This is a genomic window from Plantibacter sp. RU18, from assembly GCF_050613355.1.
Lineage (GTDB): Bacteria > Actinomycetota > Actinomycetes > Actinomycetales > Microbacteriaceae > Plantibacter.
The window spans coordinates 2,831,772-2,844,814 of the sequence record NZ_CP159618.1 but is presented as its reverse complement, the minus strand read 5'-3'; the positions used below and the strand labels follow the sequence as shown (position 1 = coordinate 2,844,814).

The window sequence follows — 13,043 nt, the reverse complement described above, 5'->3', positions numbered from 1 at the left end:
CGGTTCAGACAGTGGGGTATGGTGTAATTGGCAACACGACTGATTCTGGTTCAGTTGTTCTTGGTTCGAGTCCAGGTACCCCAGCAGTACAGCATCACACCGACGAAAGCCCGCGATCATCGCGGGCTTTCGTCGTTGTCGGACGGGTAGCCGAGGTCCTCCGGATTCCAATCGGCACGGACGGCCTGCCCGATTCGCTCGAGGTGTGCCACGACCAGTCGCGTGGTCAGCTCTACGTCGTGACTCTGCAGCGCCTGGGTGATCTCCATCACCGGCTGGAGGCCACCGGCCACGAGGAGGACGCCCGGGCGCTGAGCCGTGTAGCGGATGAGCCTGACCATCGTGGAACTGGTGAGCGACGGCAGGAGCGCGAGGTCGTCGAGGCTTCGCTCGGCGAACCGCAGGAGGATGCCGATCGCGCGAGCGACCTGGTCGGCCGGCAGCCGTTCGATCCTCCGCGTGAGGAAGTCGACCTCCAGGAGTGCGTCCTCGTCGAGGCGTTCCGTGAGTCGGTTCGTCACGAGGGGAGCAAGCGCGATCAGCACATCTACGGCTTCGAAGATCGCCGTGCTCGCGAGTGGGGCGACACGGGTGTACCGATTGGGTGCCGTGTTGACGAGACCGAGCTCGTCGAGACGGGCCACCGCTTCGCGCAGCGGAGTGCGAGAGACACCGAGCATGACCGTCAGCTCGTCGTCGCGGAGACGCCGTCCAGGGGCCAGTGTGCCGTCGATGATGTCAGCCAACAGCCGCTCGAACACGTTCTGGCGCAAGAGCCGGCGATCGGTGACCGGTGGCTGGGGCGCCTGATCGGACGTCATGGTGTCGCAACCGGGTCGAGTGCGGTCCACACTCGCTCGAATGATGCGATGCGGTCCAACGCTGGAGTGATCTCTTCGGCCATGCGGCGGAAGACCTCCTCGCCTCGACCGAACGGGTCCACGACATCGTCGCGGCCCGGGTCGGCGATCCGGGCCCCCGTACGGTTGGCCGCGAGGGCGGGAAGGAGTGCACGCCAACGAAGCTGGCGTTCCCCGGTGAATCCGGCAGGGTCGGCGGTGTCCAGCAGTCGTGCGAACTCGCGCAGCGTGAAGGTGCGGCGGAGAGCGTCCGGACGCATCCGGAGCACAGCACTCCGCTGCTCCCTGGTCATCGTGAGGATGAGGTCGTGGGTGCCGATGAGGTCGGCGGTGAGCTGCGTGGCGGCGAAGCCTGCAGCGTCTGGGGCCAGCGAGCCGAGCAGCGCCGCACTCGATCCGTCGATCGCGTGACCGCCCAGTGCGCGGGTGCCTGCGCTCCGTACGGTGAAGCCATCGGCGTCGATGTCGCGCAGGAGGGCCGCAAGGAGGAACTCTGCGAACGGGGATCGGCAGATGTTGCCGGTGCACACGACGAGGATGCGGACGGGGGTTCCTGGCTGAGCGTGCGGCATCACGAGGTTGCCCGGTGCGCCCGCCGCGGCGAGGGGGTGCTCGGCGGTGGAACGTCCTGGTGGGCATCCCGCTGCGCCTGCTGCTGTTCCACGGCCGGTTGGAAGACGGGTGTGCCCGTTTCCGGTGTGCTGCCCTCGTGGTCGTCGCGTGCGGAGCCCCGTTTCCGATGGGTGCGCGTCTGCGCGGCGGACGCCTTGTCTGTCTCGTAGTATCCGTACGACTGCTCACCCCGTGCGATCTCCACCCGGTTGAGGACGACGCCGAGCAGCTTCGCGTGGACGAGGCTGAGGTTCTCGAGTGACTGTCGAAGCTGGTCGCGATGCAGGCGTCCGTCGGCAGAAGCGACGAGGAGGACACCGCTCGCGAGTGTGGAGAGCGCCGTCGGGTCGGACACGTTCGTGATCGGCGGTGTGTCGATCACGACGATGTCGAAGGTGCGCTCCATCTCCGCGAGCGCACGCTCCATCGCGGCCGAGCCGAGGAGCTCGCTCGGGTTCGGAGGGAGTTCGCCCGAGGTGAGGACTGCGAGGCTCCCCGCGCCGTTGACGGCCTGGGCGGCGTCCTCCAGGCTGATCCGTCCGGTGAGGACCGTGGTGAGTCCGACGGAGCCCTCGAGTCCGAACATGTCGTGCTGACGTGGTCGGCGCAGGTCTGCGTCGACGAGGAGGACGGAGTTGCCGGCCTCGGCCAAGACGAGGGCGAGGTTCGCCGCCGTCGTGCTCTTGCCCTCGCCGGGGATGGACGACGTGATCATGAGGCTGCGCAGACCGCCGTCGATCGAGGCGAACTGCAGGTGGGTGCGCAGCTGTCTGAAGTTCTCCGCTCGGCGACTGAAGTTCTCGGTGGAGCCCAGCGTGAGCTGCGGCGCATCAGCAGACTCGACGGCGAATGCACCGAGAACGCTCACGTCAGTGAGTTTCTCGATCGCCGACCGTCCTCGGAGGCGGGTGTCGAGGACCTCGATGAGCAGGGCGCTGCCGATGCCTCCGGCGAGCCCCAGCAGGATACCGACAGCCAGATTCTGCAGCGTGTTCGGTGCGATCGGCGCGCTGGATGCAGTTGCTTGCTCCACATGGGTCAGGCCGACGGGGGAGCCTTCACGGGCGGACACCTCGGGTGTGACCGTGTCGCCACTCTCGACGTCACCGACGAGATCGATGAGGACCTGCGCCGCCGTGTTGGCGATCCTGGCGGCGACGACGGGGTCGTCGGCGACGGCGGAGAGGTTGATGAGGACCGAACGGGCGGGGTTGGTGGCGCTGATCTTGCCGATGAGTGATTCAGGCTCCACATCGAGACGTTCTGCCACCATGTTCCGCACGGACGAGCCTGTCGCGAGGATGATGTACGACGAGACCCTGCTCTGGGCGAAGGTGTTGCCCTGGTTGAGGTCTCCGACGGAGTCTCCGCTCTTGACAGCAACGAACAGCTGGGCGGTCGACTGATAGACGGGAGTCGTCACGAGGGTGTATCCGTGCGCCAATGCGGCACCGCCCGCCATGATTGCGACGATGAGCAACCAGCGGTGCCGGAAGATCCGCAGATAGTCCTTGAGCTCCATGCTGGTATATTAGCATACCGTGCTCTGATGAACAGTTCAATTGTGACAAGCAGTCAGACCATCGACAACGGGCCCGGGACTGCGTCGCAGTCCCGGGCCCGTTCTGGATCGATGGATCGGTCAGGCGGCCTTGCCGAAGCGCTCCGACCCGCTCGGGCGGGGGCGGCGCGGTGCTCGGTTGGTCTGACGGACCGTCGGCTCGGTCATGACGGGTCGTTCGCCGCCGACGAGCGTGCGGTCTCCGAGGCGAGCGTCGCGGTCGACGGTGGCGCCATGAGCGACCTGGACATCAGCACCGAGTCGGGCATCACTGCCGACTCGCGCGCCCCGACCGATGACGCAGCGTTCGCCGATGTGCACGTTCGCTCCGATGAAGGCGCCCTCGCCGATCACTGCAGACCGGTCGATCCAGGTTCCGGCACCGATCCAGGCGTTCGCACGGATGTCTGCGTCGGCTTCGACGAACGTCGTCCGCTCGATGAACGCTGACGGATCGATCAGTGCACGAGCTGCGACCATGCCTTTGCCGTTCGGGTGGTGGCGGTACCGCTCCACCTCGCCGGTCCGGCCTTCGATCTCTTCGTACACTCTCGCCATGGATGACCCCCTTCTGGTCTGCTGAACACTGGGAGCAACGCCGGAGGGCACCCGGCCATTCCTTCCTCGCTCGGAGCTGTGAATCCGGTGAGTGTCGTGTTCTTCTGTACGAGGAGTTCGGAGGGCGACGGGTCCGTGGTTTGGTCTGATCAAGTCATCGGAAGTCCCGCGAGCGTGTGTTCGCGCCGATGCGCAACGACTGTTGACGCCGAAGTAGAACGGACCCTGTAGCGCCAGGTTGGATTGGACCCCCTAGCTCAAGCTAGGAGGATGATTTCAGTGGATACGTGGGCAGAGATTCGGCGGTTGCATCGTTCTGAGAAGGTTCCGATCAAGCAGATCGCGAGGGATCTTGGGATCGGGCGGAACACGGTCCGTCGGGCGTTGCGGGGTGAGGATCCGCCGGATCGGTCGCGGGGTCCGCGGGGTTCGAAGATCGATGTCTTCGTGCCGCAGATCCGTGCGCTGTTGATGGAGTATCCGAAGATGCCGGCGACGGTGATCGCGGAGCGTGTCGGTTGGACGTTCTCGCCGTCGTTGTTTCGGGAGCGGGTGTCTGAGCTGCGGCCGGAGTATCAAGGCATCGATCCCGCGGATCGGCTCTCGTATCAGGCGGGTGAGGTGATCCAGTGTGATCTGTGGTTCCCTGAGGCGCGAGTTCCCGTCGGCGGGGGCCAGGATCGTGTCTTGCCGGTGTTGGTGATGGTGTCCGGCTTCTCCAGGCGGATCGAGGCGATTATGCTGCCGTCTCGGCAGGGCGGTGATCTCACTGCGGGTATGTGGTCGCTGCTGCAGAGGTTCGGCGGGGTGCCGAAATCGTTGCTCTGGGATCGAGAGGCTGCGATCGGCGGGTTGGGCAAGCCCACCGTCCTCGCGGCGACGTTCGTGGGGACGCTGGCGACCAGGCTGCGTTTGGCCCCGCCACGAGACCCGGAGACGAAGGGCATCGTCGAGCGCGCGAACCGCTTTCTGGAGACCTCGTTCCTGCCCGGCCGGATTTTCCAAGACCGAGATGACTTCAACGCCCAGATGACGACCTGGTTGGAGACCAGAGCGAATCAGCGGAAGGTCCGTGCGATCGCTGCCCGTCCCGTCGAGCTCGCTGTCCCTGACCGGGCGGCGATGCTCCCACTTCCGGCGAAGCCCCCTGTCACTGGTCTCACGCATCGGATCAGACTGGCCCGGGATTATTACGTCCGTCTCGATGGGAACGACTATTCCGTCGATCCTCGGTTCATCGGCCGATTCGTCGATGTTCGCGCGACGCTTGATGACGTCACGATCTCCTGCGCCGGACAGGCCGCGGGACGGCATGCCCGGTCGTTGCGCAACGGGATGACGATCACCGATCCCGGGCACGTCACCGCGGCGGCGAAGCTACGCGCCCACTACCAACGGCCCAAGCCCTCCGGGGTTCGTGAGCACCCGGACGGGCATCGGGTCCAACTTCGGGCGCTGTCCGACTACGACGCCTTATTCGGCGTCGATTTCACCACCAAAACCGAATACGAGAAAGAAGCACGATGACCTCCAAGAGCAGCACGATCGACGCTCCTATTCCGAAGACCACCGAGCAGGTTGCATCCAAGATCGCCTATCTCGCCAGAGCTCTCAAGACCCCGACGATCGGGCGGGTCTGGGAAGACCTCGCGGACCGCGCCAGGGTCGAGAACTGGGCGCATGAGGAATATCTCGCAGCCGTCCTTGAACGCCAGCTCGCGGACCGTGAATCCGCCGGGACGACGATGCGGATCCGGACCGCGCACTTCCCCGCAGTCAAGACCCTCGAGGACTTCAATCTCGATCACCTCCCGTCTCTGCGTAAAGACGTCCTCGCGCACCTCGCGACGTCGACGTTCGTCGCGAAAGCAGAGAACGTGATCCTGCTCGGCCCGCCCGGGATCGGGAAGACGCACCTCGCGATCGGGCTCGGCGTCAAAGCCACCCACGCCGGATACTCCGTCCTCTTCGACACCGCGAACAACTGGATCGCGAGACTCGCGGCCGCCCACCACCAGGGGCAGCTCGAGGCCGAGCTGAAGAAGATCCGCCGCTACAAACTCATCATCATCGACGAAATTGGCTACATCCCCTTCGACCAGGACGCCGCGAACCTGTTCTTCCAACTCGTCGCATCTCGCTACGAGCAAGGCTCGATCATGGTCACCTCGAACCTCCCGTTCAGCCGCTGGGGTGAGACGTTCGGCGACGACGTCGTCGCGGCAGCGATGATCGACCGCCTCGTCCACCACTCCGAAGTCCTTACCCTCTCCGGCGACTCCTACCGCACCCACGGCCGCCGCGACCTCATCAAGCAGACAGAGAAGAACTAAGCTCAACCAACGAAGAGGGGTCCACCCCAGACCGGCGCAAAGGGGTCCGTTCTAGCTCGGCGCTAACAAACGACTCCAGACGATCCGCCACCAGGTTGACGATCCCTTCGGGTGAGCGTTCGAGCATGCCTCGAACAATCATCGCCGGAGCCTCTCTCGCCACGCGCCGGTACCGATTCCAGACCCCGACGCTGCAGATCACGTTGACGAGCCCTGCCTCGTCCTCGAGGTTCATGAACGTGATCCCACTCGCGGTGGCAGGCCGTTGCCGATGGGTCACGATCCCTCCGACCTCGACCCGGCGATCCGTCTCGGCGCTCGCGAGGTCGTCCGAGCGCAACACCCCGCGTCGGGTGAGCACGTCGCGGACATGGCTGATCGGGTGGTCGTCGGTGGACATCCCGGTCGCCCAGATGTCGGAGATGAGCTGCTCCGCGGGAGTGGGGATCGGGAGCAACGGCGGCTGCACGGTGACGAATGTCCCCTCCAGCTGATCCGGGCGGTGCCTGCTGGCCTGTGCGGCTCCCCATATCGCCTCGCGACGGCTCAGTCCGAAACCGTCGAATGCTCCGGCAGCGGAGAGAGCCTCCAACTGGGACGAGTTCAGCCCGATCCTCCTGGCAAGGTCTGCCTGGCTCGTGAACAGGCCGGACGACTCCCGCTCGGCCACGATCCGCTGGGCGAGTGCTTCGCCGATGCCCTGCACGGAGGAGAGGCCGAGTCGGACGGCGAGGTGGCCGTCCCGCCGATGTCCGGCAGAGTCGTCGGGACGGCTCTGGTCGAAATCCGTGATCGGCCCCTGATCCTGATCGAGGCAGCGGTGGCGACCCCCTGGAACGACCGGGAACCCGGGTTCCGCGTCGGGATCGATCACCTCGAGTCCCGCCTCCGCTCCTGACCGGTGCAGGTCGGGCCGGAGGACCGAGACTCCATGGCGACGAGCGTCCGCGACGAGCGTCATGGGCGAGTAGAAGCCCATCGGCTGAGCGCGGAGGAGGGAGGCGAGGAATGCTCCCGGGTAGTGCAGACGCAACCAGGCGCTGACATAGACGAGGAGCGCGAAACTCAGCGAGTGGCTCTCGGCGAAGCCGAAGTTCGCGAAGGCCTGGATCTTGGCGTAGACGGCGTCCGCGTCTGCGCCAACGATCCCTTTGTCCGCCATGCCGAGGTAGAGCGTCTCCTTGAGCGTCTCGATCTTCTCCTCGCCCCGTTTGGAGCCCATCGCCCGGCGCAGGAGGTCGGCGTCCTCCGCAGAGCAGCCACCGACCGCCATCGCCATCTGCATGAGCTGCTCTTGGAACAGTGGGACGCCGAGCGTGCGCTCGAGCACCGGCTCGAGGCTCGGATGCAGATAGGTGATGGGCTCCTGCCCGGTCTTCCGGCGGAGGTAGGGGTGCACCGCGCCACCCTGGATCGGCCCTGGACGGATCATGGCCACCTCGATCACGAGATCGTAGAACCTGCGAGGGAGGAGCCTCGGCAGCATGCCCATCTGCGCCCGGCTCTCGACCTGGAAGACGCCGATCGAGTCGGCGCGGCAGAGCTGGTCGTAGACGCCGGCCTCGTCCTTCGGAATGGTCTCCAACGTCCAGCGCTCCCCGGTGTGCTCCGCCACGAGGTCGAAACAGTACTGGATCGCCGACAGTATGCCGAGGCCGAGGAGGTCGAACTTGACGAGCCCCATCCAGGCGCAGTCGTCCTTGTCCCATTGGAGGACTGTTCGTCCGTCCATCCGCCCATGCTCGATCGGGCATACCTCGCCGACCGGTCGATCGGTCAGGACCATGCCACCTGAATGGATCCCGAGATGGCGGGGCAGCGTCAGGAACTGCTGTGCAAGCCCGACGACGCGGTCGGGGATGTCGTGGTCGGCGCTCGAGGCGAGACCGCCCCAGCGTTCGACCTGTTTCGACCAGGCGTCCTGCTGCCCAGGACTGTAGCCGAGGGCCTTCGCCGTGTCTCGGACCGCGAACTTCGGGCGGTAGCTGATGACGTTCGCGACCTGGGCGGCGTTCCGACGGCCGTAGGTCTCGTAGACGTACTGGATGGCCTCCTCCCGGCGGTCCGAGTCGAAGTCGACGTCGATGTCCGGTTCCTCCTCTCGCATGCTGGAGAGGAACCGTTCGAACGGCAGCTCGTAGAAGATCGAGTCGACAGCGGTGATCCCGAGCAGGTAGCAGACGGCGGAGTTCGCTGCGGATCCGCGTCCTTGGCAGAGGATCCCTCGCCCTCGGGCGAAACTCACGATGTCGTGGACGATGAGGAAGTATCCGGGGAAGTCCTTCTGCTCGATGACCTCGAGTTCTCGCTCGATGCGTTGGAGGTGTTCCGGGGTCGCCTGCGGATACTTCTCCGGGATGGCCTCCATGACCAGGTGTCGCAGCCAGCTCATGGGTGTGTGCCCCTCGGGGACGCGCTGTCTGGGGAGTCTCGGGCGGACGGCGCGCAGACTGAACGCCAGTTCGTCTGCGAGCTCGACGCTTCTGGCGACCGCACCCGGATATCGGGCGAAGCGGACAGCCATCTCGTCGCCGCTGCGCAGATGGGCGCCGTCCGCTGCCGGCAACCAGCCGTCGAGCTCCTCGAGACTGCGACGTGCTCTGACCGCTGCGAGGGCTGTGCCCAGTCGGTGCTGATCAGGTGTGGCGTAGTGCACGTTCCCCGTCGCCACGACGGTCAGGTCGAGGAGGGCGGCGATTTCGGCGAGGGCGTCGTTCTCCGCGGTGTCCTCCGGATGGCCGTGGTCGCTCAGCTCGACGACGACGTGCTCGGGCCCGAAGAGGGCGACGAGACGATCGACGGCCGCGGCCGCGGCCTCCGGACCATGCTCGCGCAGGGCAGTACGGACGAGGCCTTTCCGGCAGCCGGTGAGCACGGTCACCGACCCTGCGACGGAGGCTGCGAGCTGCACGAGATCGTAGACCGGGCGACCTTTCTCGGCGCCTTCCGCGAGCTGGGCATCGGTGATCGCACCGGCCAGGCGATGGTACCCCTCCGCCTGACGGGCGAGGAGCAGCAGATGATGCCCGACGGGATCGGCGACCCCGTTCTGCGGCCGGTCGAGGCCGACGGAGAGTTCCGCGCCGTAGACCGTGCGGAGTGCTGGGAAACGCTCGGCGGCCTCCGCCATCCGGACGACACCGTAGAAGCCGTCATGGTCGGTGATCGCGAGTGCGTGCAGTCCGAGTGCTGCCGCTTCCTCGACGAGTCGTTCCGGCGGACTCGCACCGTCGAGGAAGCTGAAACTCGAGTGGGCGTGGAGTTCGGCATAGGCGACAGCCGGAGGGGACGGCCTGGTGGCGAGTGTCTCCGGGACGTACGGTTGACGTTTTCTGGACCAGGCCGGGCTGTCACCACCGTCTGCCCCGAGTGGTGGCGTGCCCGGACGACTGGCGTCGGACAGTCGGCGCTCGAACTCCGACCACGAGATCGGGGGATTGTTCCATCCCATGATGGACTCCTTCGTGAGATGCGGATGTGGAAACGGGGCGTCAGTCGTACCGGGCTTCGGCGCGCCAGCCATGCTCCTCCAGGAGGAGCAGCCAGGCGTCGCCGGTGTCGTCGACGACTTGCAGGCGATGCACGCGCCGATGGCGCTCGTCGTCCCACCAGCGTTCATCGATGGTCCATGGCCCTGCCCAGCCATCGACTCGATGCCAACCGGATGGCTCGGAGAATCGCACCGGTGGTGCGCTCACGGTGCTGCGCTCACCGACCTCCACCGACTGGCCCCCTGCGTCGAGCACCTCGACCGGGAGTGGGACCTCGAAGACCGTGGCCGGAGCGGCACCGGGAATGCTTCCCGGCCAGGGACGGTTCCGTCGTTCGGTGATCGCAGCCTCACCGCCAGGCGGAACGCTGCCCCATGGCACGAGGAGCCGACGATCGAGGAGCAACCGGCCTCCGGAGGGCATGGCGGTGAGCACGCCGTCGTGGCCGAGCATGCTCTGCACCCGCGCAAGTCCGTTGTGGATGCGCTCGTCCGGACCACTGCCCCAGAGCCCTTCTTCGTGATCCGCTGCGTCGTCGACGGTCTCCGGGACGACTCGGACGAGCTCGACGGGGGAGGCCAGCCCATGGTCGATGTTCGAGGAACTCTGCAGTTGCCAGCGCACGCGGTCGAGGACGTCGGATGGCGTGAACCACCGCGGGTGCAGCCAGGTCCGCATCGACCGTTCACCACGCTCGCTCTGGAGCGTGATGGTGATCGCCGTGGTCACGAGGCCTGCGTCGGTGAGGCCTGCGATGAACTGTTCTGCTGACTGACGGAATCCGAAGGCGAGCTGATCGATGCGGTCGAGTGGCGGTTCGAAGGAGACCTCCACGGCGAGTTCGACCGGCGGCATCCGTGGGATGACGCTTCTGGCATCCCGGCCTGCAGCCAGTCGGTGTGCCATCGCGCCGTCCGGGCCGAAACGATCGCGGACCTCCATGGCAGGCAATGAGCCGAAGTCGCCGAGTGTGCTGATGCCGAGTCGATGGAGAAGTGTGGTGAGTTCCGGGCGTGCGAGGGTCGAGAGCGGAAGCGGAGCGAGGAATGCCGAGGAGCCACCGCTCGGGATGACGAGGATGCGCGTTCCGTCCTGGTGGAACGACGTCGCTCTGGCCGCCTGCTCCGCGGCGAACGGGCCGTCGGCGATGCCGATCCGGGCGTCTGGGACCCCGAGCGCCTCAAGACGCTCGAGGAGCACTGCTGCTGCCGGGTGCTCACCACCGTAGTATCGGCTCGGTCCCCGCGAGCGGATCGCGCACAGACCCGCACGATACGGCTGCACGCCCGGCATGAGTTGCTCGATGCCGAGCATCACCGGCTCGAAGACCCGGGCGTCGACGACGGGGTCGTAAGCGGTGGTCAGGAGGTCCGGACAGCGCGCCTCGGCTTCTCGGATGCGCAGGCCTCTGCGGACGCCGGCTGCTCGCGCGGCAGCGTCACACGCGAGGATCTCTCCATGCTCCACGAGTGCGAGCGGGCGCACCGCCGCATCCTCTGTCAGGGCGCCGGACAGCCTCGCGGCCATGACCGGCCAGTCCGGGCACCAGACCACCATGGTGCGCTCGACAGGTTCTTCGGATGCGTGTCTGGTCATTGGTTCGCAACCAGGGGGAGTGTTGCGAGTGTGTCGTCGGTGACGATCACGGGGCGTTCCGTCAGCGGTGACTGTGCCGATCCGAGAGGCAGGGTCAGATGTGCAGTGCGCGGTCTGCCGGAGGATCCCTGACCGAGTAAGGAGCTGACGGTGACCCGCCGCTGTCTGAGATGGCCGTGCCCAGTGCCGAGGCCGCTCCAGGAGCTCTCAGTCACTCGCAGGGTCGCGTCGCTCTGAGGCCAGGATCCGAGGACGATGAGCGCTGTCTCCCGCTGACGGAGACGAGCGGCGAGGCGTGCTGCATCGCTCGGCGAGACCCGATCGGGAGCTGCAGTGATGAGCACGCCTGCGACATCGGCCATCGCGGCGGTGACCGTGAGCCAGTGTCGGCCGGGCAGGGGGACCAGGACGAGTCGTTCGAGGTCGATGCCGGCTGCGGCTGCGGCCTCGACGCCGAAGGAGGGCAGGCCGATGACGGCGCACCAGGTACCGGCAGCCGATGGACCTGCCATGAGTGACATGGCCAGAGCGGTCGAGCCGAGCACCGAGTAACTGCCCCCGGCCTGCAGTGCGCCGCCGGGCAGCAGGCTGGAGAGTTCCGGCGCGGTCGGGAGTGACCTCGTGTCGAGGCGCGACCCTTGCATGCGGGCGATGCGCCCTTGGAGTTCGTGCAGCTCCGTCGTCGTACCCGCGCGGGCGGGGGAGTCGACGAGTGCATGCAGGGCCATGGCTCAATATTCGAACATATCTTCGAACAAGTCAACCGGACGGGCGTCGACTGACGACGATTGTCGGGTACGTGGAACAGCCTGCATTCGACCACCGACACCCTGGGGGAGGATGTCGGCGGTGCCCGCTACGCTGGGCCCATGTGCGGACGTTTCGTCGTGACCGAATCCACCGAAGAACTCATCGAGCTCTTCGACATCGACCAGGGTGCGGCCGATCTCCCAGGGCCTTCGTACAACGTGCGCCCGACCGAGCAGATCCCCGTCATCCTCGAGTCCCTGAAGACCGGTCCAGTCGTCAGAAGGCTCGAGTCCGCGCGCTGGTCACTCGTGCCGTCGTTCGCGACCGAGCTGAAAAGTCAGTACCCGACCTTCAACGCACGCTCCGAGGAGATCACCACCAAGCCGACCTTCGCGCCGTCGGTGCGTCAGAAACGCGCGCTCATCCCGGCCGCCGGCTACTACGAGTGGCACACGGAAGGCGCCGCGAAGACGCCCTACTACGTGCAGACCGCCGGTGGAGAGCCCATCGTGTTCGCTGGGCTGTACTCCTGGTGGCGCGATCGCTCACTCCCGGACGACGATCCGCGACGCTGGGTGCTGAGTGCGACCATCCTCACGCGTCCTGCCGTCGGGGGATTGCTCGAGCTGCATCCCCGGACGCCCGTGACGCTCCCGCCGGAGTGCTGGGACGAGTGGCTCGACCCGCATCATGAAGCCGATCAGGGCGAGGTCGACGAGATGGTCGCTGCGTCGACAGATGTAGCAGAGCAGCTCGTGTTCCACCGTGTCGCTCCGCTGCAGGGGGATGGCCCGGAGCTCATCCTGCCGGTCGAATAGGGAGGCGCGGCTCGCGCGGCGGCTGCAGCGCCGTACCGTCGGCATGCAGAGCCGCCGGAAAAAGGTACAGCCGAAAAACAGTACAGCCCCCGACGAAGAACGTCGGGGGCTGTACTCGGTGTCTCAGACGCGAGGGCTGGAAAGACCGGCCGCTCGGATCGTCAGCTCCGTCTGATCAGAGAATCAGAGGGGGCGGATGTTCTCGGCCTGAAGGCCCTTCGGGCCCTGGACGGTCTCGAACTCGACCTTCTGGTTCTCCTCGAGCGAGCGGTAGCCGCTCGATGCGATGGCGGAGAAGTGTGCGAAGACGTCGGCGCTGCCGTCGTCGGGGGTGATGAATCCGAAGCCCTTTTCGGCGTTGAACCACTTCACAGTTCCAGCTGACATGTATTTCCTCTTTCATGAGTGACCGTTCCCGACTTTCGGGACCGTTCGTCGCGGTGTTCTTTGCTCGCTCCTCAGAA

Annotated in this window: 11 protein-coding genes and 1 tRNA gene; 4 read left to right on the top strand and 8 right to left on the bottom strand. The window is 66.2% G+C overall.

The window, feature by feature from the left end:
- The first annotated feature begins 12 nt into the window (after positions 1-12).
- Positions 13-84, top strand: a tRNA-Gln gene (locus ABMA10_RS13650).
- 32 nt (positions 85-116) lie between these two features.
- On the opposite strand, the gene ABMA10_RS13645 is transcribed toward ABMA10_RS13650, so the two are convergent.
- From ABMA10_RS13645 to ABMA10_RS13630, 4 genes are all read right to left on the bottom strand, one after another.
- Entirely contained in the window at positions 117-821 is a 705-nt protein-coding gene (locus ABMA10_RS13645; RefSeq protein ID WP_347869225.1) for a GntR family transcriptional regulator, read from the bottom strand.
- Entirely contained in the window at positions 818-1,432 is a 615-nt protein-coding gene (locus ABMA10_RS13640; RefSeq protein WP_347869226.1) for a low molecular weight phosphatase family protein, read from the bottom strand. The genes ABMA10_RS13645 and ABMA10_RS13640 overlap by 4 nt, the downstream gene beginning before the upstream one ends.
- Positions 1,432-2,994, bottom strand: a complete 1,563-nt coding sequence (locus ABMA10_RS13635; protein ID WP_347869227.1) for a polysaccharide biosynthesis tyrosine autokinase — start codon at positions 2,992-2,994, stop codon at positions 1,432-1,434. Before ABMA10_RS13635 ends, ABMA10_RS13640 begins: the two co-directional genes overlap by 1 nt.
- A 120-nt stretch (positions 2,995-3,114) precedes the next feature.
- Positions 3,115-3,591, bottom strand: a complete 477-nt coding sequence (locus tag ABMA10_RS13630; protein ID WP_347869228.1) for a hypothetical protein — start codon at positions 3,589-3,591, stop codon at positions 3,115-3,117.
- Positions 3,592-3,861: 270 nt separating this feature from the next.
- Here ABMA10_RS13630 and istA point away from each other — a divergent pair, with 270 nt between their 5' ends.
- Together istA and istB are read left to right on the top strand one after the other, a co-directional pair.
- On the top strand, positions 3,862-5,118 hold the full coding sequence (istA, locus tag ABMA10_RS13625) for an IS21 family transposase (protein WP_347868913.1): 1,257 nt from the start codon (positions 3,862-3,864) through the stop codon (positions 5,116-5,118).
- On the top strand, positions 5,115-5,924 hold the full coding sequence (gene istB / locus ABMA10_RS13620; RefSeq protein WP_347868871.1) for an IS21-like element helper ATPase IstB: 810 nt from the start codon (positions 5,115-5,117) through the stop codon (positions 5,922-5,924). Before istA ends, istB begins: the two co-directional genes overlap by 4 nt.
- On the opposite strand, the gene ABMA10_RS13615 is transcribed toward istB, so the two are convergent.
- Genes ABMA10_RS13615 through ABMA10_RS13605 form a run of 3 tightly spaced genes read right to left on the bottom strand, consistent with a single transcriptional unit; the run spans position 5,902 to position 11,739 of the window.
- Positions 5,902-9,375, bottom strand: a complete 3,474-nt coding sequence (locus ABMA10_RS13615; RefSeq protein ID WP_347866944.1) for an error-prone DNA polymerase — start codon at positions 9,373-9,375, stop codon at positions 5,902-5,904. The two genes, istB and ABMA10_RS13615, sit on opposite strands and share 23 nt — an antisense overlap.
- A gap of 40 nt (positions 9,376-9,415) precedes the next feature.
- On the bottom strand, positions 9,416-11,011 hold the full coding sequence (locus tag ABMA10_RS13610; protein ID WP_431030619.1) for a DNA polymerase Y family protein: 1,596 nt from the start codon (positions 11,009-11,011) through the stop codon (positions 9,416-9,418).
- Positions 11,008-11,739, bottom strand: a complete 732-nt coding sequence (locus ABMA10_RS13605) for a hypothetical protein (protein WP_347866946.1) — start codon at positions 11,737-11,739, stop codon at positions 11,008-11,010. The genes ABMA10_RS13610 and ABMA10_RS13605 overlap by 4 nt, the downstream gene beginning before the upstream one ends.
- A gap of 141 nt (positions 11,740-11,880) precedes the next feature.
- Here ABMA10_RS13605 and ABMA10_RS13600 point away from each other — a divergent pair, with 141 nt between their 5' ends.
- Positions 11,881-12,579: an SOS response-associated peptidase gene (locus ABMA10_RS13600; protein WP_431030618.1), complete on the top strand. Its 699-nt coding sequence runs from the start codon at positions 11,881-11,883 to the stop codon at positions 12,577-12,579.
- 183 nt (positions 12,580-12,762) lie between these two features.
- Here ABMA10_RS13600 and ABMA10_RS13595 read toward each other — a convergent pair whose 3' ends face one another.
- The gene (locus ABMA10_RS13595) at positions 12,763-12,966 is read right to left on the bottom strand and encodes a cold-shock protein (protein WP_347866948.1); all 204 of its coding nucleotides are present in this window, start codon (positions 12,964-12,966) and stop codon (positions 12,763-12,765) included.
- Between the last annotated feature and the right edge of the window lie 77 nt (positions 12,967-13,043).

Bases quoted from the DNA above. Each gene is read 5' to 3' on its own strand.
- ABMA10_RS13645 (WP_347869225.1), bottom strand. From the start codon at position 821: ATGACGTCCGATCAGGCGCCCCAGCCACCGGTCACCGATCGCCGGCTC.
- ABMA10_RS13640 (WP_347869226.1), bottom strand. From the start codon at position 1,432: ATGCCGCACGCTCAGCCAGGAACCCCCGTCCGCATCCTCGTCGTGTGC.
- ABMA10_RS13635 (WP_347869227.1), bottom strand. From the start codon at position 2,994: ATGGAGCTCAAGGACTATCTGCGGATCTTCCGGCACCGCTGGTTGCTC.
- ABMA10_RS13630 (WP_347869228.1), bottom strand. From the start codon at position 3,591: ATGGCGAGAGTGTACGAAGAGATCGAAGGCCGGACCGGCGAGGTGGAG.
- istA (WP_347868913.1), top strand. From the start codon at position 3,862: ATGATTTCAGTGGATACGTGGGCAGAGATTCGGCGGTTGCATCGTTCT.
- istB (WP_347868871.1), top strand. From the start codon at position 5,115: ATGACCTCCAAGAGCAGCACGATCGACGCTCCTATTCCGAAGACCACC.
- ABMA10_RS13615 (WP_347866944.1), bottom strand. From the start codon at position 9,375: ATGGGATGGAACAATCCCCCGATCTCGTGGTCGGAGTTCGAGCGCCGA.
- ABMA10_RS13610 (WP_431030619.1), bottom strand. From the start codon at position 11,011: ATGACCAGACACGCATCCGAAGAACCTGTCGAGCGCACCATGGTGGTC.
- ABMA10_RS13605 (WP_347866946.1), bottom strand. From the start codon at position 11,739: ATGGCCCTGCATGCACTCGTCGACTCCCCCGCCCGCGCGGGTACGACG.
- ABMA10_RS13600 (WP_431030618.1), top strand. From the start codon at position 11,881: ATGTGCGGACGTTTCGTCGTGACCGAATCCACCGAAGAACTCATCGAG.
- ABMA10_RS13595 (WP_347866948.1), bottom strand. From the start codon at position 12,966: ATGTCAGCTGGAACTGTGAAGTGGTTCAACGCCGAAAAGGGCTTCGGA.